We start from the raw sequence: 21,874 nt of genomic DNA, 5'->3' as shown, positions 1-21,874 counted from the left end.
CGGGCACTTCTTCTCGGCCGCCGCGACGGGTTCTGATACGGACCGGCTCCCGTCGCGGGGTTCCAACGCGCCGGTCGACCCGCTCCCACCAGGGAATCCACCACACCACGGAGAAACTTGCATGTCCTCGGCTGACGCATTCGTATCCGCATCGCGCACCATCACGGCCCCCGGCAAACCCGCACCGGCCGACCAGCCCGCCTGGAACCGTCAGAAGAATTCCTCGATGCCGGCGTTCCGGTACCGGCCCTTCGCCGAAGAGGTCGAGCCCATCACGCTGCCCGACCGCACCTGGCCGGACAAGATCATCGATCGCGCGCCCGCGTGGTGCGCCGTCGACCTGCGTGACGGCAACCAGGCCCTCATCGACCCGATGAGCCCCGCCCGCAAGCGCCGCATGTTCGACCTGCTGGTGCGGATGGGCTACAAGGAGATCGAGGTCGGTTTCCCGGCCGCGAGCCAGACCGACTTCGACTTCGTCCGCGAGATCATCGAAGACGGCGCCGTGCCCGCCGATGTCACCATCCAGGTGCTCACCCAGTGCCGCCCCGAACTGATCGAGCGCACCTTCGAGGCGTGCAACGGCGCCCCGAACGTGATCGTGCACTTCTACAACTCCACCTCGATCCTGCAGCGTCGGGTGGTGTTCCGCGCCGAGCGTGACGCGGTGAAGAAGATCGCCACCGACGCCGCCGCGCTGTGCCTCGAGATCGAGCAGCGCTACCCCGACACCGAGTGGCGCTACGAGTACAGCCCGGAGTCCTACACCGGCACCGAACTCGACTACGCGCGCGAGGTGTGCGACGCGGTCTCCGAGATCATCGCGCCCACCCCCGAGAAGCCGCTGATCCTCAACCTGCCCGCCACCGTCGAGATGGCCACCCCCAACGTGTACGCCGACTCGATCGAGTGGATGCACCGCAATCTGGCCCGCCGCGATTCCATCGTGCTGTCGCTGCACCCGCACAACGACCGCGGCACCGCCGTGGCCGCCGCCGAACTGGGCTACCAGGCCGGCGCCGACCGCATCGAAGGCTGCCTGTTCGGCAACGGTGAACGCACCGGCAACGTCTGCCTGGTGACCCTGGGCATGAACATGTTCTCCCGCGGTATCGACCCGCAGATCAACTTCTCCGACATCGACGAGATCCGCCGCACGGTCGAATACTGCAACCAGCTGGCCGTCGCCGAACGCCACCCCTACGGCGGCGACCTGGTGTACACCGCGTTCTCCGGTAGCCACCAGGACGCCATCAACAAGGGCCTGGACGCGATGAAGGCCACCGCCGACGCCCAGGACGCCGACGTCGCCGACATCGTGTGGGAGGTCCCGTACCTGCCCATCGACCCGAAGGATGTGGGCCGCACCTACGAGGCCGTGATCCGGGTGAACTCGCAGTCCGGCAAGGGCGGCGTGGCCTACATCATGAAGACCGATCACGGGCTGGTGCTCCCGCGCCGCCTGCAGATCGAGTTCTCGCAGGCCATCCAGGCGATCACCGACGGTGAAGGCGGCGAGGTGACGCCCAAGGAGATGTGGGACGTCTTCGCCACCGAGTACCTGAACCCGATCCAGCCGCTCGAGCGGATCAAGCAGAAGGTGACCGCCGCCGAGACCGACGGCGGTGTCGATTCGATCGTGGCCACGGTGAAGGTCGACGGCGTGGAGCAGGAGATCACCGGCTCCGGCAACGGCCCACTGGCCGCCTTCGTGGACGCCATCGCCACCGTCGGCTTCGACGTCCGCGTCCTCGACTACAGCGAACACGCCATGTCCGCCGGCGACGACGCCCAAGCCGCCGCCTACGTGGAGGTGGCCGTCGGCGACAAGGTCGTCTGGGGCGTAGGCATCGCCACCTCGATCTCCACCGCTTCCCTGCGCGCCGTGGTCTCCGCCGTGAACCGCGCCGCCCGCTGAGCCGCAAGAAAGAGGGCCGGACCCCGCCACCCCTGGCAAGGTCCGGTCCTTTCTCGTTTCCAACGACCCGCACCACTCGAGTGCGCCACTTCCCGCACTCCCAACCACCCCGCATTCCCGAAGTACGCCGCCTCCCGCACTCCCAACTACCCCCGCATTCCCGTAGTACCCCGCCTCCCGCACTCCCCGCCCCGTACGACCCGACCTCGAGGAGGGTCCCGCCGCGCAGCGGCGGTAGCGGCCCGGCCGCGAGTCAGCCGCCGTTGCGTCCGCGGCGCAGCCGCCAGCAACGGCGGCTGACTCGCGGCCCTTGGGGGCCGCGCTCGAGCGCGCCAGCGCTCCAAAAACCCAGCCCGCAAACCCCATTGGACGCCATAACCCCGAGCTCAGTTCCCCGCCGACCGCCACGGCACCCCACCGCACCCCGTGCTAGCGTTTTGGTGCACATTCAGCGCCGAGCTTCCTGCTCGTTCAGCGAGCAAGTGGGGGAACTGTGACCAACAACGACCATAATCCGACTTCTCCGCCCTGGCTGCAGAGTCCGTCGGCAGATACGGCCGACGCTGCGTCCGGTCCCACCGGTGTGCAGACGGTGACCGACGACGACTCCGATTCCGCCGAGTCCCCTGCCGAGCCGACCACCGAGGCCGCTGAGCAGCCTGCTGACCAGGCGGGCACCGAGCCGGATGCCGCTGCCGGGCTCGCTGAGCAAACCGTGTTCCAGCCGGGCGGTTTCGTGCCGGGCCCGTTCGAGCCGGGTGATTTCCCGGCGCCGGATTCGCAGCACAGTGGTGGCGCGCATCCGGTCGCGGGTGCGCCGGATCAGCAACCGTGGCAGAGCGTGCCGGGTACGGGTGAGCAGCCATTGCCCGGGCAGTATCCGACCGGTGAGCAGCCGGTCCCTGGTGCTCCTGCGCCGTATCCCGGTCAGGAGCAGCCGCAGTTCCCGGGTCAGGAGTCGCAGTTCTCCGGCGCCGGCCAGCCGCAGTTCCCGGGTCAGGAGCAGGCTGCGGCGCCGCAGGGCCCGCAGTCCGAGCCCATTTACAGTTGGGCGCCGCCGCCTCCGCAGATGTACCAGCCGCCGATGCAGGGTGGGATGCCGCCCGGTATGCCGGGTGAATTCCCCGGCCAGTTCGGGCAACAGCCAGGCCCCTCGGGAGAGTTCCCTGGGCAATTCGGCCAGCAACCAGGCCCGTCAGGTGAATTCCCCGGCCAGTTCGGCCAGCAGCCGGGCCCCTCGGGCGAATTCCCTGGGCAATTCGGGCAGCAGCCAGGCCCGTCAGGTGAATTCCCCGGGCAATTCGGCCAGCAGCCGGGCCCGTCGGGAGAGTTCCCTGGCCAGTTCGGACAGCAGCCGGGCCAGCCGGGTGAGATCCCGGGTCAGCCCGGACAGCAGCCGCCAGCGCAGTCGGGAGAATTTCAGATCCCGCTCGGCCAGCAACCGCAGGGTCCGGGCGAGTTCCCGGGTCAGCCGGGCCAGCAGTTCCCTGGTCAGCCGGGTCAGATGGCCCCGCCCCCCGGTCAGCAGTGGCCGGGTGGACCTGGTCAGCAGCAACCGTTCCAGCCGCAGCCGTTCCAGCCGCAGCACATGACGGCCCCTGGGCAGCCGGGCCATTCGGTCAATGATCTGAATCTGCTCAAGCGGGCTCGTAAGTCGCCGCGCAGCGGTTGGCGCAAGGCTGTGCACAAGGTGTCCGGTGGTGCGATCAATCCCGGCGAGTCGGCGGCCGATGTCGTGCATCGTGACCTGTCCGAGCGGGTAAATCAGCCGGTTCGCGGCGATTACCGGATCGCGATTCTGTCGCTGAAGGGTGGTGTCGGCAAGACCACCACCACGGTCGGTCTCGGGTCCACTTTCGCCTCCCAGCGGGGCGACCGCGTGATCGCCATCGACGCCAACCCCGACCTCGGTACCTTGGCTCACCGGGTGCCGCGGCAGACCCGTTCCACGGTGCGCAATCTGCTCGAGGATCCGAGCATCACCCGCTACTCCGATGTGCGCGCCCACACTTCCCAGGCCCCGAGCCGGCTGGAAGTTCTTGCCTCCGAGCAGGATCCGGCGGTGTCGGAGGCTTTCAGCGAGGCCGACTACCGCAAGGCGATCGGCATCCTGCAGTCGTTCTACAACATCATTCTCACCGACTGCGGTACCGGTCTGATGCACTCGGCGATGTCGGGTGTGCTCGATATGGCCAGCTCGCTGGTGCTGGTCACCTCCCCGGCCATCGACGGTGCTCGCAGTGCCTCGGCGACGCTGGACTGGCTCGATCACCACGGTTATTCCAAGCTGGTCGAGCGCACCGTCGTCGTGGTGAACGCCTCGCGGCGCGGCGCTTCGACGGTCGACCTGGATCAGCTGCGCAAGCTGTTCCTGGATCGCACCCGCGCGGTGCAGATCGTCCCGTTCGACGATCACCTGGCCGAGGGTGCCGAGATCGACCTGGAACTGGTGAGCAAGCCGACCCGGCGCGCCCTGCTCGAGCTGGCGGCCATGGTCGCCGACGATTTCGGCTACCACGGCCAGCAGCAACCGCAGCCGTTCCAGCCGGGTCAGCCGTACCCGGGACAGCAGCAGTACCAGCCGGGGCAGTTCTGAGGCATCGATTCAGCCGCGAGCAGGCGCGTCGCCCAACCGCTCTGCTCGCGGCGATCGAGCGTTCGCCTGCCGTCTCCACGCACACTGAGTCATCAGCTGTCCCGCGCCCGCCGCGCGGTGACCGCCTGTGCCGCGCTATCGAACGCATCGAGCACCGCCGCGATGGCAGGCCGTCGGTGCGCCTGCGGTCTGGTGATGATCTCGTAGACCCGCGCGGCCCGCACGCCCGCCAGTGACAGCACCGACAGCTGCGGGTGGACCACCGCGAAACGCGGCATCAGCGCCACCCCGTGCCCTGCGGCGACCAGTGTTTCGATCACCCGAAAGTCGTTGACCCGCTGGGTTATTCGCGGCCGGACGCCGGTGATGGTGGCGATGGAGTTCAGTACGTCGTCCACCGGGAATCCGCCGCGCACGCTCACCCACGATTCCGCGGCCAGCTCTTCGGGCCACACCGACCTCCGATGCGCGAGCGGATGGGCCGGCGCCACCACCACATCGATCGGTTCTCGCATCAATACCCGAGCGCTCAGCCGGGGCCCGGCCAGCGCGGGTGCGCGTTCGTCGCGGTGGGCCAGGACGATGTCGTAGTCGGCCAGCAGTTTTCCCGCTTCACTCGGCAGCAGGTCTTCGTCGCCCGCCACGATCTGCACGCCGCTGCCGGCGAGGGCGGTGAGCACCGGTGGCAGCAGCAGCGCGGCGCCCGACGGGAACGAGGCCACGCGCACCTGCCCGCGTGGTGACCCACGGTAGGTGGCCATTTCGGTGGTGGCGCGGTCCATGGCGGCGAGCACGTCGTCGGCGCGTAGTACCAGGGCTTGTCCGGCGTCGGTGAGTCGCACGCGCCGCCCGTCGGGTTCGAGCAGCGCGACTCCGGCTTCCCTGGCCAGGACCTTGAGCTGCTGTGATACCGCCGATGGTGTCATCGACAGTGCTGTGGCGACGGCGGCGACGGTGCCGCGGTCGGCGAGTTCGCGCAGTATGCGCAGCCGCTCGATGGAGAACATGAAGTAAAACTACGGTATTGGTCCAGTTTTATTGGATTGTCCTGATGGTTAGCGGACCGCACGATATAGGCGTGAACACCCGTGATCGCCTGCTCGGCCTGACCGTCGTCGTGCTCTGGGGCCTGAACTTCCTCGCCATCCGGATCGGCCTCGACCATTTCCCGCCGTTCTTCTTCGCCGCGTTGCGTTTCGCCGTGATCGCGGTGCCGGTGCTGGTGTTCATTCCCCGCCCGGCCGTGCGCACCCGCTGGCTACTGCTCTACGGCGCCGGTTTCGGCATCGCCCAGTTCGCTTTCCTGTTCACCGCCATGCGCATCGGCATGCCCACCGGACTCGCCTCGCTGGTGTTGCAGTCCTCGGCGCCGTTCACAGTGGTACTCGGTGCGGTGCTGTTGCGGGAGCGGCTGCGGCCGGTGCAGGTCGCCGGGCTGGCGGTGGCGGTGCTGGGCATGGTGGTGATCGGGGCCGATCGGATGGTCACCGCCTCCCTGCTCCCGGTGCTGCTCACCTTGGCCGCCGGCCTGGGCTGGGCGTTCGGCAATATCGGCGCGCGCCAGGCGGGTGCCGACTCCCCCGGTTTCGATCCGCTGCACCTGACGTTGTGGATGTCGGTGGTCCCGGTATTGCCCCTGCTGGCGCTGTCGATGGTTGTCGAGGGCCCTGACACCGGTTTCCGGGCGCTGGGTGCGGCCTTTTCCGGCGCCGGTGTGCCCGCACTGGTGGCGTTGGCCTACATCGCGATCCTGGCGACGGTGTGTGGTTCAGGTTTGTGGACCTACCTGATGAGCCGCTATCCGGCGGGCACGGTCGCACCGTTGTCGCTGCTGGTGCCGGTGGTCGGCATCGCCGCGGCGTGGGCGGTGCTGGGTGAGCAGCCGTCGGTGGCGGCGTTGATCGGCGGGGCGATCGTGATCGCGGGCGCGTTCGCGGCGACGACCGACCGGGGTGCCCGACGACTCCCCGCGTCGGCGCCCAGCCCGGTAAGTGTCTGAGATTCGGTGCACGTAAACGCTGATTTTGGCTAGCATGTGACCGGTCGCCGACGCATTTTCCGTGCGACCGGTTGGTTTCGAGCTCGGCGAACTACGCACAGGTCGATATAGCCAGGTCTTCGCCGCGCTCTAGAGTGAGAGCAAATTACAGGCAATACTCGAGCAAGGCAGCTGAACAGCGTATGGCGGAACAGCGGTGGCCCGTTTCGCGGAGATCATTTCTTCGCGGCACGGTCGCAGCGGGGGCGGTAACGGCGGGGGCCGTAGCGGGAGCGCCGGGTGTCACGCTCGCCGCGCCACCTGGTCGCCGGGTGGCGGTGCTCGGTGGCGGTGTCGCCGGGCTCACGGCCGCCCACGAGCTGGTCGAACGCGGTTTCGAGGTCACCGTGCACGAGGCGCGGGCACTCGGCGGCAAAGCGCGTAGCGTCGCCGTACCCGGCACCGGCCGCGACGGGCGCCCCGACCTGCCCGGGGAGCACGGCTTCCGCTTCTTCCCCGGCTTCTATCAGAACCTGCCCGACACGATGCGCCGGATCCCGGTGCCGGGCAATCCCGACGGCGTGTGGAACAACCTGCGCTCGGTGGCCGAAGCGCGGTTCTCCCGCAGCGACGGCGACGACATCCTGCTCGCCCTGCCCGACTCCCCCGCGGCCTTCACCGCCTCGCCCACCGAGGTCCGCGAGACTCTCGCCGCCACCATCACCACGATGTCGAAGATGCCGCCCGCCGAGGCCGCCTACTTCGCCAATCGTTTGCTGGTGTTCAACAGCAGCTGCGAGGCGCGCCGGTTCGGCCAGTGGGAACATACCTCCTGGTACGACTTCGTGCAGGGACACCGGCGTTCCCACGAGTTCCGCGCGATCGTGTCGCGCTCGCTGACGAGCCTCATGGTGGCGGCCAAGGAAGACCTGGCCAGCACCCGCACCATCGGCAGCATGGGCGAACAGTTCCTCGGCAACCCACTGGGCCTGGGCAACGACGGCGGCCTGGACCGCGTGCTCGACGACGCCACCAACATCGCCTGGATCGACCCGTGGGTGGCGCACCTGCGCGGGCTCGGTGTGCGCTTCGAGCTCGGCGCGCGAGTGGAGGAACTGGTGGTGCGCGACAAGCGGATCGGCGGGGCGCGCATCTCCGGTTCCGGTGGTGCGCGCACCGTGTCGGCCGACTACTTCGTGGTGGCCGTCCCGGTCGAACGTGCGCGCGCGCTGTGGTCGGCGCCGGTGCTCGAGCTGGCGCCGGAGTTCTCGGCGATGGACCGGCTCTACGTCGACTGGATGAACGGCATCCAGATCTATTTCCGCACACCGCTGCACATTGCCCGTGGCCACATCGCCCTGGTCGATTCACCCTGGTCGCTCACGGCGATCAGCCAGAACCAGCTGTGGCGGCAGAAGTTGCCGTCCTTCGGTGACGGTTCGGTGGCCGACTGCCTCTCGGTCGACATCTCCAACTGGCACACCCCCGGCATCCTGTTCGGCAAGCCGGCCGAGGAGTGCACGCACGAGCAGATCTTTCGTGAGGTCTGGGCGCAGCTGAGCGCCCACCTCAACGATCGCGAACAACTGCTGCGCCCCGCCGACGTGCATTCGTGGTTCCTCGATCCGGGCATCACCTGGCAGGGCGACCGCAACGCCAACGCCGACCCGCTGCTCATCAACACCGCGGGTTCCTGGGACGCCCGGCCGGTGACCCACGGCCCGATCGAAAACCTGTTCCTCGCCGGCGACTACGTGCGCACCGATGTGGACCTGGCCACGATGGAGGGCGCCAACGAGTCCGCACGGGCCGCGGTGAACGCGATCCTCGACGTGTCGGGCTCTTCGGCGCCGCGCTGCCCCACTTTCCGGCTGCGCCGCACGCCCGAACTCGAACCGCTGCGCCTGCTCGACAACGACCGCTACGCCAGGGGCCTGCCCAACATGTTCGACGAATAGCGGCGGTGGAGCAGGCTCACACCGCTCCCGCACGCGCCCGTCCACACCACCCACATAGACTCGCGGCGTGGCAAACATCTCGGTGCGCGGGCGCCTGGCCTTGCGAGCGGCGGCGGCAGCGTCGTGGGCTTCGCAGAAGGCGGGTCGCGGCAAGGGTTCGATGATCGGCGGCCTGATCGCGCTGAAAATCGATCCGACGATCATGACCCAGCTCGGCCGCGACCGGCGCACGGTGCTGATCACCGGCACCAACGGCAAGTCGACCACCACCCGGATGACCACCGCGGCCCTGGGCACGCTCGGCGGCGCGGTGGCGACCCAGGCCGACGGCGCCAACATGGACGCGGGCATCGTGGCCGCGCTGAGCCTGCACCCCGGGGTGGAGCTGGCCGCCATCGAGGTCGACGAACTGCATCTGCCGCACGTGTGTGACGCGCTCGATCCCGCCGCCGTGGTACTGCTCAACCTCAGCCGCGACCAGCTCGACCGGGTCGGCGAGATCAACATGATCGAGCGCAAGTTGCGGGCCGGGCTGGCCAGGCACCCCGACACCGTGGTGATCGCCAACTGTGACGACGTCCTGATCGCCTCCATCGCCTACGACCACCCGAATGTCGTGTGGGTGTCGGCCGGCAGCGGGTGGGCCGTGGATGCCACGAGTTGCCCGCGCAGTGGTGAGCCGATCGTCTGGGAGGGCGAGAACTGGCGCTCCACCGGCCTGGAGTTCCAGCGCCCGCAACCGGATTGGTGGCTCGACGGCGACGACCTCTGCGGCCCCGACGGTTTCCGCACCCCCTTGCAGCTGGCCCTGCCCGGTCGCGCCAACCGTGGCAATGCGGCGCAGGCGGTGGCCGCGGCGGTGGCGATGGGCGCCGAGGCCGCCAAGGCCACCGATGCCACCGGCACCGTGCGCGAGATCGCGGGCCGCTACCGCACCGTCACCGTCGGCGAGCACGACGCCCGGCTGCTGCTGGCCAAGAACCCGGCCGGCTGGCAGGAGGCGCTGTCGATGATCGAGCCGTCTTCGGCGGGACTGGTGATCGCGGTGAACGGTCAGGTACCCGACGGCGAGGATCTGTCCTGGCTGTGGGATGTGCGGTTCGAGCATTTCGAAGGCGTGCAGGTGGTCGCCGCCGGTGAACGCGCGACCGACCTGGCGGTGCGCCTGACCTACGCCGGTGTGGAGCACACCCTGGTCCCGGATCCCTTGCGCGCCATCGAGTCCTGCCCCGCCGGGCACGTCGAGGTGCTGGCCAATTACACCGCGTTCCGCGATCTCAACCGTGATCTGGAGGCCCGCAAATGAGCGAGTCAACCATTCGTATCGGCCTGGTACTGCCCGATGTGATGGGCACCTACGGCGACGGCGGCAACGCCCTGGTCCTGCGGCAACGGCTGCGCATGCGCGGGTACGACGCCGAGATCGTGGAGATCACGCTGGCCGACCCCGTGCCCGGCTCCTTCGACATCTACACCCTCGGTGGCGCCGAGGACTCAGCCCAGCGCCTGGCCACCCGCCACCTGCAGAAGCACCCCGGCCTGCAACAGGCGGCCGCCAAAGGCGCTCCCGTACTCGCGATCTGCGCGGCCATCCAGGTGCTCGGCAACTGGTACGAGACGTCATCGGGCGAAAAGGTCGACGGCGTCAGCCTTTTCGACGTGACCACCTCGCCACAGAAGGTGCGTGCCATCGGCGAGGTGACCACCGACCCGGCCCTCACCGGCCTCTCGGCGCCCCTGACCGGCTTCGAGAACCACCGCGGCGGGACCACTCTCGGATCCGACGCCGCGCCCTTGGCCCGGGTCACCCGCGGTGTCGGCAACGGTGTGGGTGACGGCACCGAAGGTGTGGTGCAGGGTTCGGTCATCGGCACCTACCTGCACGGCCCAGCCCTGGCGCGCAACCCCGAACTGGCCGACCTGCTCATCGCCCGCGCCCTCGGTGTCGCCCCGGCCGACCTGGCGCCCCTCGACCTGCCCGCGGTCGACCGCCTGCGCCGGGAACGTTTGCGCGCCTGAGTCAGCAGCGCAACACATCGACCTCGTACTGCAGGCAGAACGGGTCGTGTGTGGCGAGGGTCAAACCCTCGCATCTCGCCTGTGCGACCAGCATCCGATCGAACTGGTCGCGATGGATCAATGGCAGACGCGCGGCCTCGATCGCGTGCCGAGCATCGATCGGCAGCGGCAGAAACCCGCTACCGATCACTCGCTCGGGCAGGTCGGGCGGACCGGGCAGCTTTCCCGATGCCTGCTTCATCGCGATCTCCCACACCGAAGCCGTGCTGAGGTAGACGTCGGGGTCGTGATCGAGCCGCTCCCGTAGTCCTGCGTCGAGAGCCGGATCGTCGGTGAGTCACCACAGCACGACATGGGTATCGAGCAGCAGGCTCATGCGTCGAAGTCGCGCGCGATATCGGCGTTGGTCTCCGGCGAGTCCCAGCCTGGCGACAATTGCACCCGGCCACGCAGCGAACCACGTCCGGTGCGATGCACCCGGCGGGTCAACGGCACCACCTTGGCGACCGGCGTCCCAGCACGACTGATCACGATTTCCTCCCCCTGCTCCACCCGTTCGATGATGCGCGACAGGTTCGTCTTCGCGTCGTGAATGTTGAACTGTTCCGCCGCGTGTCCTGCCATAACGCCTCCTTAGCTAAGGGGTTAGTTCATTATCGGAGCCACGTCCACCGAGACGTCGATGGTCGTCTGTTCGGCGTCGGTGTAGACGATGCCGCGCAGGGGCACGACATCCTGGTAGTCGCGACCCCAAGCCACGGTCACGTAGCGGTCGTCGGCGAACTGGTCATTGGTGGGGTCGAAGGCCAGCCAGTGGTCGCCGGGGAGCCGGACGGCGGTCCAGGCGTGGGTGGCGTCGGCGCCGACGAGGCGGGGTTCGCCGGGTGGTGGGTCGGTGGCGAGGTAGCCCGAAACGTAGCGGGCGGCGAGGCCCTGGGTGCGCAGGCAGGTCGCGGCGAGGCGGGCGAAGTCCTGGCAGACGCCTTCGCGAGCGCGGAACACCTCGGCGACACTGGTGCTCACCGTGGTCGACCCGGTGCGGTACCGAAAGTCCCGGTGGATGCGGGTGTTCAGGTCGGTGACCGCGTCGAGTATCGCTCGGCCGGGCGCGAAGCTCTCGGCCGCGTAGGCGGTGATCTCCGGGGTGATCTCGGGCGGCAGCAGGTCGAGGGCGAACTCGACGGCCGACGGGCCGCTGGTGGTGCTGGGGCGGGCCGACTCCCAGGCGATGCCGTCGGCCGCCTCGGGGTGCGTAGCGTCGACCTCGACCAGGGACGCACCGGTGACTTCCAGTGCCCGATGTTGCGCTGTCACATGGAAGTACGTGCTGCTGTTGCCGTAGACATCCGTGCCGACGGAACGGTCCGACGGGGCCGGATCGATGATGATGTCGTGCTCGAGCACCCGTTGACCCGGATATTCACGAGGCACGAGGTACGCACGCCCATAGGAACCGGTGACCTCACCGGAATAGCGGTAGGTGGTGCGGTGCAGCACCCGGTAGCGCCTCATCCGGCCCTCCCGGCATCGCCGCCGAGCAGTTGGATATCTTGCGGCACGGACAGTCTGGTGGCCTCGAACGACTCCGACAGCTTGCACAACCGCAAGTGCACACCTTCCAGCAGTTCCACCAGTTCGGTGCGCACACCCTCGTCATCGGCGTACTCGAGATCGACCGGATCGACGCGGCGCAGCATCCGCTGGGCGTCGGCGAGCAGCCGCTGCGCACGCGAGGCGACCTCCCCGCCGGGCAGCGCCCGGAAGTCGGCTTCCAGGCGATCGAGCTGATAGATCAGCGAACGCGGATTGTTCGCGTCGAACAACAGCAGGTCGGCCAGCGCCGCCAACTGGGCCGGATCGCCGTGGCGGCGACGGTAACTCACCGCGGACTCGGTGGCCACGAGCACCGCATCGGCTACCACCCGCTCGACCTCGGGCGCACCGGTCCGTGCCAGTGCGTCATTGAGCAACGCGCTCACGGCCAGCCCCCGCTCGATGCGCTTGCCGATGTCCATGACGTACCACCCGGTGTCGCGCACCAGCGATTCCGCGCCGATCCCCGACAGCGACAGCAACGCGGCCGAGATCAGCGAGTGCGCCGACGACAGCGCACCCTCCTGTTCGGCACCGGCCTCGCGGAATTCGCCCAGGGCACGGTCCACCGCTGCCAGGATCATCCAGGTGTCCGCGGAGACCTGGTCACGCACGGCCCGCGCCGCACGACCGTACTGATTCACGGCGTCGGCCAGCGAACCGGTCAGGTGCCGGTCGCCGGTGAGCGTGGACAGATACCGGAGACCATCGTCTGAAACACCCGCCGCCGCACGACGTACGCCACCGCCCCCGCCGGGTTTCGCCGCTTCGGTCCACTGGGCCGGCGTCGGCCGCTCGGATCGGGGATCGTCCGGTATGGCCTCGATGCGTCCATGGACCGGGACAAGTGCGGTGGGCCGGCCTTTGGGCAGGACCGAGCCGGGGGCGACGGTGCCGGTGAGCACCGACAGGGCGCGCATCAGGATCGGCAGCGCTTCGGCGCCGTCCAACCAAGGCCGGTGGTGATACTCCTGGTAGACCTCGTAGGTGGCGGCCAGCGCCCGCACCACGGTTTCGGCGCGTTCGCTGTAGCGGCCCATCCGGAACAGATCGCTGAGCACCCGCGGTGAACTGATCGCCTCGATCATCGGCGCCGCGCGAGACGGCCGTTGCGCTGCCTGCGCGCCCACGCCCACCGCGGGTGCGGTGGCCGGGACCGCCCGCACCCACACATCCTTGGCCGCCACCTCGACCACCTCGCGCGACGCCGCCCGCCGCCGCTGCTGCTGACCGAGCCCGCCCGGCATGGCCGTATAACCACCGCGCGCGGCCAACGCGAACATCCGCATCCCGACCGGCGCCGGGGCCAGCTCAGCCTGCCCTTCCACCGCGGGCGCGACGGAGAACTCGGCGGGTTCACGGCCCACCCATTTCCACGTCTCGGCATCGATGCGCGCCGCGAACTCTTCCCGCTCGGCCCGGCTGAGGCGGGGCCCCATGATCGTCGACCCGTCGACGGCCGAACACAGGACGAGCTCACCCACATGCGACACCAGGTGCGCGCGCTCGACCTCGTCACCACCCCAGTACGCGGGCACGCCGTCGAGCAGCAGGTCCGTATCGAGCACCGCACGCGCAATCCGCGGCAGAAAAGCACTCAGCGCAGGCGATTCCAGCAATCCACTGCCGAGCGTGTTGACCACCGTCACCGCCCCCCGGCGCAGCACTTCCACCAGTCCCACCACGCCCGTCCGCGAATCCGGCCGCAGGTCCAACGGGTCGCAGCTCTGGGCGTCGACACCGCGCAACACCACGTCGACCCGCTCGAAACTGCCGAGCGACCGCATCCACAACGCACCGTCGCGCACCACCAGATCGGCGCTCTCGACCAGCGGAAAACCCAGCATCTGGGCGAGATAGGCGTAGTCGAACGCATCCGGCGAACGCGAGCCGGGGCTCCACACCACCACGGTCGGCTCCGCACCGTCGGCCGGTTCGGGCGCGGCCTCGGCCAGCATCGAGCGCACGGCCCGCGTGAACGGCGTGAGCGGACGCGGGCTCGCGTGTTCGAAGGCTTCGGGGATCGCCGTGGCCACCACGCGGCGGTCGGCCAGCGCGTAGCCGACCCCGGAAGGCACCTGGGCCCGGTCGGCGAGCACCCGGAACCGTCCGTCGCTCCACCGGCTCAGGTCACAGGCGTGCAGGAACAGTTGGCGGGTGCCGGGGATCGTGATGCCGTGCGCGGCGCGCACGTATCCGGTGTGGCCGAACACGATCTGCGGGGGTAACAGCCCCGAACTCAGCAGTCGACGCGGACCGTAAACATCGGTGAGCACCTCGTCGAGCACCTGTGAGCGCTGCACCAAACCGGTTTCCAGCTGGGCCCAGTCCTCGGCGGAGACCAGCAGCGGGATCGGGTCGAGCTGCCACGGGCGCGGACTGTCCTCGTCGGCCGCGAGGGAGGTGAGGCCGTCGTCCTCGAGTTGTCTGCGTACCCGGTGGTCGATCCGGGCCAGGCCCGCCACGCCCTGCTCGATGAAGTCCGCCGACAGTTCCGACCACATCGACCGCATCCGGCCGGTGCCGTCGACGAGTTCGTCGTAGTGGCTCTCGGCCGGCCTGCCGCACTCGTCGAAGCGCGCGTCCACCAGGCCGTAGGCGCGGTAGCGCGCGAACTGCTCGGCGACCTCGGCGCGCGCACCCGGCGACAACCGGTCACCGTCGCCCGAGATCACCTCGCGGTCAGTCACCGGCTCGCTCTCGCGACCACAACGCGAGTGACTCCGCCAAGCCCATACCCCAGTTCACCACACGCCCGGCCCCGCGAGGGCCGGTGAAACCGGAGTTTCCGCCCACGGGCAGCGGAAGCGAACCCGCAGGCAACGTAGGGTGGCCGGGTGAGCTACGACCACATCCTCCTGCCGTCCGGCGCCGCCGGCACCATCGACGAAGTGGACGCGTATCTGGCCGCGCAGGAAGGTCTGCCCGAATCCGAGGCGATCGCCGAGATCGCGGCCGAACTCAATGCCCGCAACGGTGCACTGCCCGTGGACGACTCGTTCCTCAGCGTCGAAGCCGTCGGCGGCCCGGCCGGCGACACGCTGTACGTGCCCTCGCCCTACGATGCGATCGGTTTCGTGCGCGCCCTGCTCTTCGAGCTGGCCACCCCGCGCGGTTACGCCGTCTACGATCCGCAGCTGGCTTGGCTGATCGACCCGGCCGGACACCTGCCGATCGCGGTCACCCACGGCGGTGCGGGCGAATTCCCTTATCTCACAGAGGAATTGGCTTACCGGTGGGTGGCCGGGCTGTCCGCGCCCAACCCGTACCTGATCGTCGAGCGCGGCGAGCAGCGCTACATCCAGACCTACCGCGACCCGAACGGCACGTACACCGTCGAATACCGTGACGGCTCGCCGGATCGGCACTTCGGCACCACCATCGACGACCCGGCGCGGGTGGCCGCCGTCATCTGGGACTGGGCCAACGAGAAGATCGACACGGGCCTCGACTGGTCTCGCGTCGAGTTCTAGAGCACCCGGCGGCCCGAGAGCGCACGGCCCAGGGTCAGCTCGTCGGCGAATTCCAGGTCGCCGCCCATCGGCAGGCCCGAGGCCAGGCGGGTGACGGAGAGTCCGGGGAAATCGCGCAGCATGCGCACGAGGTAGGTGGCCGTCGCCTCGCCCTCGGTGTTCGGGTCGGTCGCGATGATCACCTCGCTCACGTCCACACCGTCGTCCTGATTGCCGATGCGGGTCAGCAGCTCCCTGATCCGGAGCTGGTCGGGGCCCACACCGCTGAGCGGATCGAGCGCACCCCCGAGCACGTGGTAGCGACCACGGAATTCGCGGGTGCGCTCGACCGCCTGCACATCTTTGGGTTCCTCGACCACACAGATCATCGTGCGGTCGCGGCGGGGGTCGGCACAGATCCGGCACAGCTCACCGTCGGCGACGGTGCCGCACGACACGCAGAACTGCACGCCGTCGCGCACCTTCTGCAAGGCGGCCTGCAACCGGTCGATCTCCGGTGGCTCCACTCCGAGCAGATGAAAGGCGATGCGCTGGGCGCTCTTCGGACCGACGCCGGGCAGTTTGCCCAGCTCGTCGATCAGATCCTGAACCGGCCCCTCATACATCAGAAATCAGGCAGACCGGGCAGCGCGCCGCCGCCGGCGCCACCGGTGAGCGGGCCGAGCTTGTCGGCGGCGAGCTGCTGCGCGTTGGTCATGGCGTCGTTGATCGCACCGATCACCAGGTCCTGCAGACCGTCGACGTCGGCCGGGTCCACCACCTTCGGGTCGATGGTCAGCGCGGTGATCTCGCCGCTCACCTTGATGGTGGCCTGGACCAGCCCGCCACCTGCCTGTCCCTGCACCTCGGACTCGGCGAGCTCGGCCTGAGCCTGCATCACTGCCTGTTGCATCTGCTGAGCCTGGGCAAGCAATGCCTGCATATCGAACTGACCATCACCGGGTTGCACAACAAGTCCTCTCTGAAAAGTCCGTCGCGTTCAGCCTAGTACCGACGCGTCGCGGGGATGGTCCCACATCAGGGGGCGCGGGTGCGCAGACCGGTCCGGCCGTTACCGACGGCCTTCTGGGTAACAGGTTGATTGCCGATCGATATTTCAGCCATCGATTCCGATCGTGAGCCTAGGATTTGTCGAGGCCGAACGAGCACACAGCAACTACCGGGAGAACAGATGAATGCCATTCGCGCGCGCCTGGTCACCGCTTCGACACTGTGCGTATCAGCTGTCAGCCTGCTGTTTCTGACCCCCGTCACCGCGTCGGCCGAGTCCACCGCCGCGGTAACCGACTACGGAAACGGCTGCGTGATCGAAGACGGCAATCCAGCGGCGACCATTGATTCGCTGCGTTTTCGCTGCAGCGTCACCCAGCAGGACCAGATCTACCGTGACGCGCGCGCGGGCGCCGTACCCACCGGGCGCACCGACGGCTGGGTGACCCGCCCACCGCAGCTCGTCTCGGTGGCGCCCGCGCTGTGGATCGGCAAGGAGTTCCGCACCGGGCCCGACGGCGGCTCCCTCACCAATCGGGTCACCGGCGCCGGTATCGAAGCCTTCCCCGCTGTGGTCACCCGTGCCCCTTCCATCCTCGACGGCGCCCCCGCGTGGGCCCTGGACTACGCCCCCTCGCCCACTCCCCAGGTCTACGACGAGATCCGCGAAGTGTCCCCCGGCGTCTGGTTCGGCTATTCCTGGTGGCGCGAGGGCTCCTACCCGCTGTTGGCGGCCTTCGTCCTGGCTCCCGCCTGACGCCCGCTGTTGACCCTCCAGCCACTGGAGGGTATTGGCTGTTCCTATGACAGCCACCGTGGCAATCGGCGAGTTCGCCCGCCTCACCCGTCTGAGTGTCAAGACCTTGCGCTACTACCACGAGATCGAGTTACTGGAACCGGTCGCGGTGGCCGCGGGTACCGGGTATCGCCGCTATTCCACCGCCCAGGTGGAACAGGCGCACCTGATTCGCCGGTTACGCGACCTCGACATGCCACTGCCACAGATCCGCGCCGTGCTCGCGGCCGCCGACCCGGCCGACCGCGACGCGGCGCTGCGCGAACACCTGGCCGAGATGGAGGCCGAACTGGAGCGCACACGTGCGGTGGTCACCTCGCTACGCGCCCTGCTCACCGTTCCCGCACCAGCCATCCGGGTGAACTATCTGGCCGAGCCGTCCTTCACCGCGCTCACCTTCACCGAGACGGTCGACCGCGGCGCCATCGGCGACTGGTGCGGCACCGCCTTCGATCAGCTGTACCAGACCCTCACCGCTGCCGGCGTGACACCGGGAGGCATTGCGGGCGCGACATATTCGACCGAATTCTTCACCGACGACACCGGGGCGGTGACCGCGTACGTGCCGCTGCCCACCGGTACGGAATTCGAGCCGATGCCGGGCCTCGAGATCAGCGAACTACCCGCACGCCGTTTCGCGGTGGCCGTGCACAGCGGCGCCTTCGAGGATTTCGACCGCACCTACGGCGCTCTCGGCAGCCACGTTGCCGAGCACGACACCGTGCTGCCCGGCGAACCGGTCCGCGAACGCTATCTCGTCGGACCCGACCGCACCGACAACCCGGCCGACTACCGCACCGAAGTGTGCTGGCCGATCACCGAAGGAGAATCCCGATGACTCTCACCATGGCGAACGTCGTGCTCGACTGCCACAACGCCGCCGCCCAGGCCGAGTTCTATGCTCAGCTACTCGATCTGCCGGTCGACCCGGAGGCGTCGGAGTACTTCGCCACCGTCGGCAGGTCGGCGGGGGTGGCGCCGCTGCTGATGTTCATCCAGGTCCCGGACAAGACGCCGGGCAAGAACGCGATGCACCTGGACTTCCACTCCGCGCAGTGGCGCGACTACGTGGAACGCGCGATCAGCCTGGGCGGGCGCCACATCGCCGACTTCGACGCATACGGCCAGCAGTGGGTCACCCTCGCCGACCCCGAAGGCAACCTCTTCGACATCGGCAAGCGCTGACTCAGGCCAGTTCGCGCTGCAGGTTCGCCAGCAGTTCGGCCTGGATCTTCTTCAGGCCCAGCGGCGCGAAGATGCCCTCGAAGATGCCGGCGATGCCGCCCGCGCCGTTCCAGGTGGTGCGGACGGTGACTCGGGAACCGGTGCCCTCGGGGGTGACGGTCCAGGTGTTGACCATGGAGGAGTTGGCGTCGCGTTCGGTGAGGATCGAATCCGACACCGTCACGCTCGCGCGGATGTTGCGAACCCGCTTCTCGGTGGCCTGCAACGTCCACTCCACCACGGTGCCCGCGCCCTTACCGCCTTCGATCACCTTGTAGTCGCGGTAGTGCGAGGAGAGAATGCGCGGCCGGATCGTCTCGTAGTCGCCGATCGCTTCGAGCGTGCGCTGCGGATCCGCGGCGACGACGATCGAACTGCTGGCACTGACCTGTCCCACTGTTGACTCCTTGTCCCGGGTGCGATATCTCGACCGAGTCACATCCTGCCCTGTGCCCCACCCGATCGACCGACCAGGTAGGCGGAGACGAACTGTGAGCGACATTTCGACGCGGCGTGGATCTATCCGGTGGCCCGGCGGGCAGGCTCGTACTAGCGTCGCAGGTGTGGCGCTGAGTCTTTTGGGTAGGGCCGGCCACGAACCGGCCGCACGCGAGTCTGGATATGCCGCGCACCGAGCGGGTGTGGAGCGATTGCTGGCAAGCTATCGCGCCATCCCGCCCGGTGCCGTCGTCCGCTTGGCGAAGAAGACGTCGAACCTGTTCCGGGCCAGAGCGGTGAGTACCGCGCCGGGGCTGGACGTGTCGGGTCTCGGGCAGGTGATCGCGGTGGACCCGGTGGCCCGCACGGCCGATGTGGCGGGCATGACGACCTACGAGGACCTGGTGGCGGCCACCCTGCCCTACGGGCTGGCCCCGCTGGTGGTGCCCCAGCTCAAGACCATCACCCTGGGTGGGGCGGTGACCGGCCTCGGTATCGAGTCGAGCTCTTTCCGCAACGGCCTACCGCACGAGTCCGTGCTGGAAATGGACATCCTCACCGGCTCCGGTGCGATCGTCACCGCCCGGCCCACCGGCGAGCACGCCGAGCTCTTCCACGGCTTTCCCAACTCCTACGGCACCCTGGGCTACTCCGTTCGCCTGAAGATCGAGCTCGAACCCGTCGAGCCGTTCGTCGCGCTGCGGCACGTGCGTTTCCACGACCTGCGCGAACTGGAAGCGGAACTGGAGCGCATCGTCGTCGGGGGCAGCTACCAGGGCGAACGGGTCGACTACCTCGACGGTGTCGTCTTCACCGCCGACGAGAGCTACCTGACCCTGGGCAGGCAGACCGACGAGCCGGGTCCGGTCAGCGACTACACCGGCATGGACATCTACTACCGCTCCCTGCAGCACGCCGACGGCGTGCGTACCGACCGGCTCACCATCCACGACTACCTGTGGCGCTGGGACACCGACTGGTTCTGGTGCTCGCGCGCGTTCGGCACCCAGAACCCGAAGATCCGCCGGTTCTGGCCGAAGTCGCACCGCCGCAGCAGTTTCTACTGGAAGCTGGTGGCGCTGGACCGCAAGTACAACATCGGTGACCGGCTCGAGGCCCGCAAGGGCAACCCGCCCCAGGAACGGGTGGTACAGGACATCGAGGTGCCGGTGCGACACACCGCCGATTTCGTCGAATGGTTCCTGCGCGAGATTCCGATCGAGCCGATCTGGTTGTGCCCGTTGCGGTTGCGTGACATCGGCGCCGACACGGCGACCGACGGTGACCGCCCGTGGCCGCTGTACCCGCTCGAGCCCGAGCGCACCTACGTCAATGTCGGATTCTGGTCGGCGGTGCCGACGCGGCCGGGTCAGCCGGCCGGGGCCACCAACCGTGCCATCGAGAAGGTGGTGTCCGAATTCGACGGACACAAGTCCCTGTACTCGGATTCCTATTACGACGAGGCAGAATTCGCACAGCTCTACGGCGGCGACACCTATACCGATCTGAAGACCCGTTACGACCCGGACCAACGATTGCTGACACTGTATTCGAAGGCGGTGCAACGCAAGTGACGACATTCAAGGACAGATCCGAGGTACTCGCCGAGCTGGGGGCCCGGCTCAGCATTGCCGAGGTATTCGAAACCCTCGTCGACGGTGAGATCCCGATCCGTCTCACCGCCTACGACGGCAGCACCACCGGCCCGGCCGAGGCGCCCTACAGCCTCGACATCAAGACCCCGCGCGGCATCAACTACCTGGCCACCGCGCCCGGCGATCTCGGTATGGCCCGCGCCTACATCGCCGGTGACATGGTCGCCGAGGGCGTGCACCCCGGCGATCCGTACGACATCCTGAAGGCGATGCAGGACATGAAGTTCCATCGCCCCTCGGCCCTGTCGCTGGTCACCATCGCGCGCTCGCTGGGCTGGGAACGGCTCCGGCCGATCGCACCGCCGCCGCAGGAGACGCTGCCACGCTGGCGCCGCATCGCTCTGGAGGGCCTACGCCACTCCAAGACTCGCGACGCCGAAGCGATCCATCACCACTACGACGTCTCCAACAAGTTCTACGAGTATGTTCTCGGCCCCTCGATGACCTACACCTGCGCGGTGTACGGCGACCAGGACTGGACGCTCGAGCAGGCGCAGGAGAACAAGTACCGGTTGATCTTCGACAAGCTGCGGCTCAAAGAGGGTGACCGCCTGCTCGATATCGGGTGCGGGTGGGGCGGGATGGTCCGGTACGCGGCCCAGCGCGGCGTCCGGGTGATCGGGGCGACGCTGTCGGCCGAGCAGGCGGCCTGGGCGCAGGCCAAGATCGCCGAGGAAGGTCTGAGCGGCCTCGCCGAGGTGCGCCACAGCGACTACCGCGACATCGAGGAGAGCGAGTTCGACGCGGTCTCCTCGATCGGGCTCACCGAACACATCGGTGTACAGAACTACCCGTACTACTTCGGGTTCATCAAGGAGAAGCTGCGCGCGGGCGGACTGTTCCTCAACCACTGCATCACCCGCCCGGAGAACTCCCGCACCACCAAGGCGGGCGACTTCATCGACCGCTACGTGTTTCCCGACGGCGAGCTGATCGGGTCGGGCCGCATCATCACCGAGGTCCAGAACATCGGGCTCGAGGTGCTGCACGAGGAGAACCTGCGCGAGCACTACGCGCTCACCCTGCACGAATGGTGCAAGAACCTGGTCGAGAACTGGGACGCGTGCGTGGCCGAGGTGGGTGAGGGCACCGCGAAGGTGTGGGGGCTGTACATGGCGGGCTGCCGGCTCGGCTTCCAGCGCAATGTGGTGCAGCTGCACCATGTGCTCGGAGTGAAGCTGGGTCCGGACGGCACCTGGGATGTGCCCTTACGTCCGTGGTGGCAGCCGTAGGGTC

The 21,874-nt window shown here is 68.4% G+C and carries 20 protein-coding genes and 1 pseudogene; 12 read left to right on the top strand and 9 right to left on the bottom strand.

Annotation, left to right across the window (positions count from 1 at the left end):
* The first annotated feature begins 121 nt into the window (after positions 1–121).
* Positions 122–1,918, top strand: a complete 1,797-nt coding sequence (gene leuA / locus ACFO5K_RS21965) for a 2-isopropylmalate synthase (RefSeq protein WP_378566069.1) — start codon at positions 122–124, stop codon at positions 1,916–1,918.
* A 448-nt stretch (positions 1,919–2,366) separates the two neighbouring features.
* On the opposite strand, the gene ACFO5K_RS21960 is transcribed toward leuA, so the two are convergent.
* On the bottom strand, positions 2,367–3,104 hold the full coding sequence (locus ACFO5K_RS21960; protein ID WP_378566066.1) for a hypothetical protein: 738 nt from the start codon (positions 3,102–3,104) through the stop codon (positions 2,367–2,369).
* On the opposite strand from ACFO5K_RS21960, the gene ACFO5K_RS21950 reads away from it, so the two are divergent.
* Positions 2,988–4,514, top strand: coding sequence for a nucleotide-binding protein (locus tag ACFO5K_RS21950; protein ID WP_449289692.1), 1,527 nt, complete (start codon positions 2,988–2,990; stop codon positions 4,512–4,514). The genes ACFO5K_RS21960 and ACFO5K_RS21950 overlap by 117 nt on opposite strands.
* Positions 4,515–4,606: 92 nt before the next feature.
* Here ACFO5K_RS21950 and ACFO5K_RS21945 read toward each other — a convergent pair whose 3' ends face one another.
* Positions 4,607–5,521 (bottom strand): LysR family transcriptional regulator, encoded by a 915-nt coding sequence (locus tag ACFO5K_RS21945; RefSeq protein WP_378566057.1) that lies wholly within the window; start codon positions 5,519–5,521, stop codon positions 4,607–4,609.
* Between the two features lie 71 nt (positions 5,522–5,592).
* On the opposite strand from ACFO5K_RS21945, the gene ACFO5K_RS21940 reads away from it, so the two are divergent.
* The 4 genes from ACFO5K_RS21940 to ACFO5K_RS21925 all read left to right on the top strand — a co-directional run bounded on the left by ACFO5K_RS21940 (position 5,593) and on the right by ACFO5K_RS21925 (position 10,469).
* Entirely contained in the window at positions 5,593–6,513 is a 921-nt protein-coding gene (locus tag ACFO5K_RS21940) for an EamA family transporter (protein ID WP_378566054.1), read from the top strand.
* 182 nt (positions 6,514–6,695) lie between these two features.
* Positions 6,696–8,450: a hydroxysqualene dehydroxylase gene (locus ACFO5K_RS21935; protein ID WP_378566051.1), complete on the top strand. Its 1,755-nt coding sequence runs from the start codon at positions 6,696–6,698 to the stop codon at positions 8,448–8,450.
* A gap of 67 nt (positions 8,451–8,517) precedes the next feature.
* Positions 8,518–9,756, top strand: a complete 1,239-nt coding sequence (locus tag ACFO5K_RS21930) for a Mur ligase family protein (RefSeq protein WP_378566048.1) — start codon at positions 8,518–8,520, stop codon at positions 9,754–9,756.
* The gene (locus ACFO5K_RS21925) at positions 9,753–10,469 is read left to right on the top strand and encodes a type 1 glutamine amidotransferase (protein ID WP_378566045.1); all 717 of its coding nucleotides are present in this window, start codon (positions 9,753–9,755) and stop codon (positions 10,467–10,469) included. Before ACFO5K_RS21930 ends, ACFO5K_RS21925 begins: the two co-directional genes overlap by 4 nt.
* A 1-nt stretch (position 10,470) precedes the next feature.
* Here ACFO5K_RS21925 and ACFO5K_RS21920 read toward each other — a convergent pair.
* From ACFO5K_RS21920 to ACFO5K_RS21905, 4 genes and pseudogenes are all read right to left on the bottom strand, one after another.
* Positions 10,471–10,776 (bottom strand): annotated as a pseudogene (locus ACFO5K_RS21920) (type II toxin-antitoxin system VapC family toxin); the annotation flags it as partial.
* Between the two features lie 65 nt (positions 10,777–10,841).
* Positions 10,842–11,093, bottom strand: coding sequence for a type II toxin-antitoxin system Phd/YefM family antitoxin (locus ACFO5K_RS21915; RefSeq protein ID WP_378566042.1), 252 nt, complete (start codon positions 11,091–11,093; stop codon positions 10,842–10,844).
* A 21-nt stretch (positions 11,094–11,114) separates the two neighbouring features.
* The gene (locus tag ACFO5K_RS21910) at positions 11,115–11,981 is read right to left on the bottom strand and encodes a transglutaminase family protein (protein WP_378566039.1); all 867 of its coding nucleotides are present in this window, start codon (positions 11,979–11,981) and stop codon (positions 11,115–11,117) included.
* Positions 11,978–14,752, bottom strand: a complete 2,775-nt coding sequence (locus ACFO5K_RS21905; RefSeq protein WP_378566036.1) for a circularly permuted type 2 ATP-grasp protein — start codon at positions 14,750–14,752, stop codon at positions 11,978–11,980. Before ACFO5K_RS21905 ends, ACFO5K_RS21910 begins: the two co-directional genes overlap by 4 nt.
* Positions 14,753–14,899: 147 nt before the next feature.
* On the opposite strand from ACFO5K_RS21905, the gene ACFO5K_RS21900 reads away from it, so the two are divergent.
* Positions 14,900–15,535: a hypothetical protein gene (locus tag ACFO5K_RS21900; RefSeq protein WP_378566033.1), complete on the top strand. Its 636-nt coding sequence runs from the start codon at positions 14,900–14,902 to the stop codon at positions 15,533–15,535.
* Here the strand turns inward: ACFO5K_RS21900 and recR are convergent.
* Complete coding sequence (gene recR / locus ACFO5K_RS21895) at positions 15,532–16,140, bottom strand: recombination mediator RecR (RefSeq protein ID WP_378566030.1); 609 nt, start codon at positions 16,138–16,140, stop codon at positions 15,532–15,534. The genes ACFO5K_RS21900 and recR overlap by 4 nt on opposite strands.
* A complete protein-coding gene (locus ACFO5K_RS21890) occupies positions 16,140–16,457 on the bottom strand; it encodes a YbaB/EbfC family nucleoid-associated protein (RefSeq protein ID WP_378566027.1) in 318 nt (105 codons plus the stop codon). The genes recR and ACFO5K_RS21890 overlap by 1 nt, the downstream gene beginning before the upstream one ends.
* A 249-nt stretch (positions 16,458–16,706) precedes the next feature.
* Here ACFO5K_RS21890 and ACFO5K_RS21885 point away from each other — a divergent pair, with 249 nt between their 5' ends.
* The 3 genes from ACFO5K_RS21885 to ACFO5K_RS21875 are packed head-to-tail and all read left to right on the top strand — an operon-like array spanning position 16,707 to position 18,506.
* The gene (locus ACFO5K_RS21885) at positions 16,707–17,282 is read left to right on the top strand and encodes a hypothetical protein (RefSeq protein ID WP_378566024.1); all 576 of its coding nucleotides are present in this window, start codon (positions 16,707–16,709) and stop codon (positions 17,280–17,282) included.
* Positions 17,283–17,328: 46 nt separating this feature from the next.
* On the top strand, positions 17,329–18,159 hold the full coding sequence (locus ACFO5K_RS21880; protein WP_378566021.1) for a MerR family transcriptional regulator: 831 nt from the start codon (positions 17,329–17,331) through the stop codon (positions 18,157–18,159).
* Positions 18,156–18,506 carry a VOC family protein gene (locus ACFO5K_RS21875; protein WP_378566018.1) on the top strand — a complete coding sequence of 117 codons (351 nt, stop codon included), beginning with the start codon at positions 18,156–18,158 and terminating at the stop codon, positions 18,504–18,506. The genes ACFO5K_RS21880 and ACFO5K_RS21875 overlap by 4 nt, the downstream gene beginning before the upstream one ends.
* 1 nt (position 18,507) lies before the next feature.
* Here the strand turns inward: ACFO5K_RS21875 and ACFO5K_RS21870 are convergent, their stop codons facing one another.
* Entirely contained in the window at positions 18,508–18,942 is a 435-nt protein-coding gene (locus ACFO5K_RS21870) for an SRPBCC family protein (protein ID WP_378566015.1), read from the bottom strand.
* Positions 18,943–19,114: 172 nt separating this feature from the next.
* On the opposite strand from ACFO5K_RS21870, the gene ACFO5K_RS21865 reads away from it, so the two are divergent.
* Together ACFO5K_RS21865 and ACFO5K_RS21860 are read left to right on the top strand one after the other, a co-directional pair.
* Entirely contained in the window at positions 19,115–20,557 is a 1,443-nt protein-coding gene (locus ACFO5K_RS21865) for an FAD-binding protein (protein ID WP_378566265.1), read from the top strand.
* On the top strand, positions 20,554–21,870 hold the full coding sequence (locus ACFO5K_RS21860) for a class I SAM-dependent methyltransferase (protein ID WP_378566012.1): 1,317 nt from the start codon (positions 20,554–20,556) through the stop codon (positions 21,868–21,870). The genes ACFO5K_RS21865 and ACFO5K_RS21860 overlap by 4 nt, the downstream gene beginning before the upstream one ends.
* The last annotated feature ends 4 nt before the right edge of the window (positions 21,871–21,874 follow it).

It is taken from the genome of Nocardia halotolerans, from assembly GCF_042650145.1.
Classification (GTDB): Bacteria; Actinomycetota; Actinomycetes; order Mycobacteriales; family Mycobacteriaceae; genus Nocardia; species Nocardia halotolerans.
This window is presented reverse-complemented; position numbering and strand designations above follow the sequence as displayed.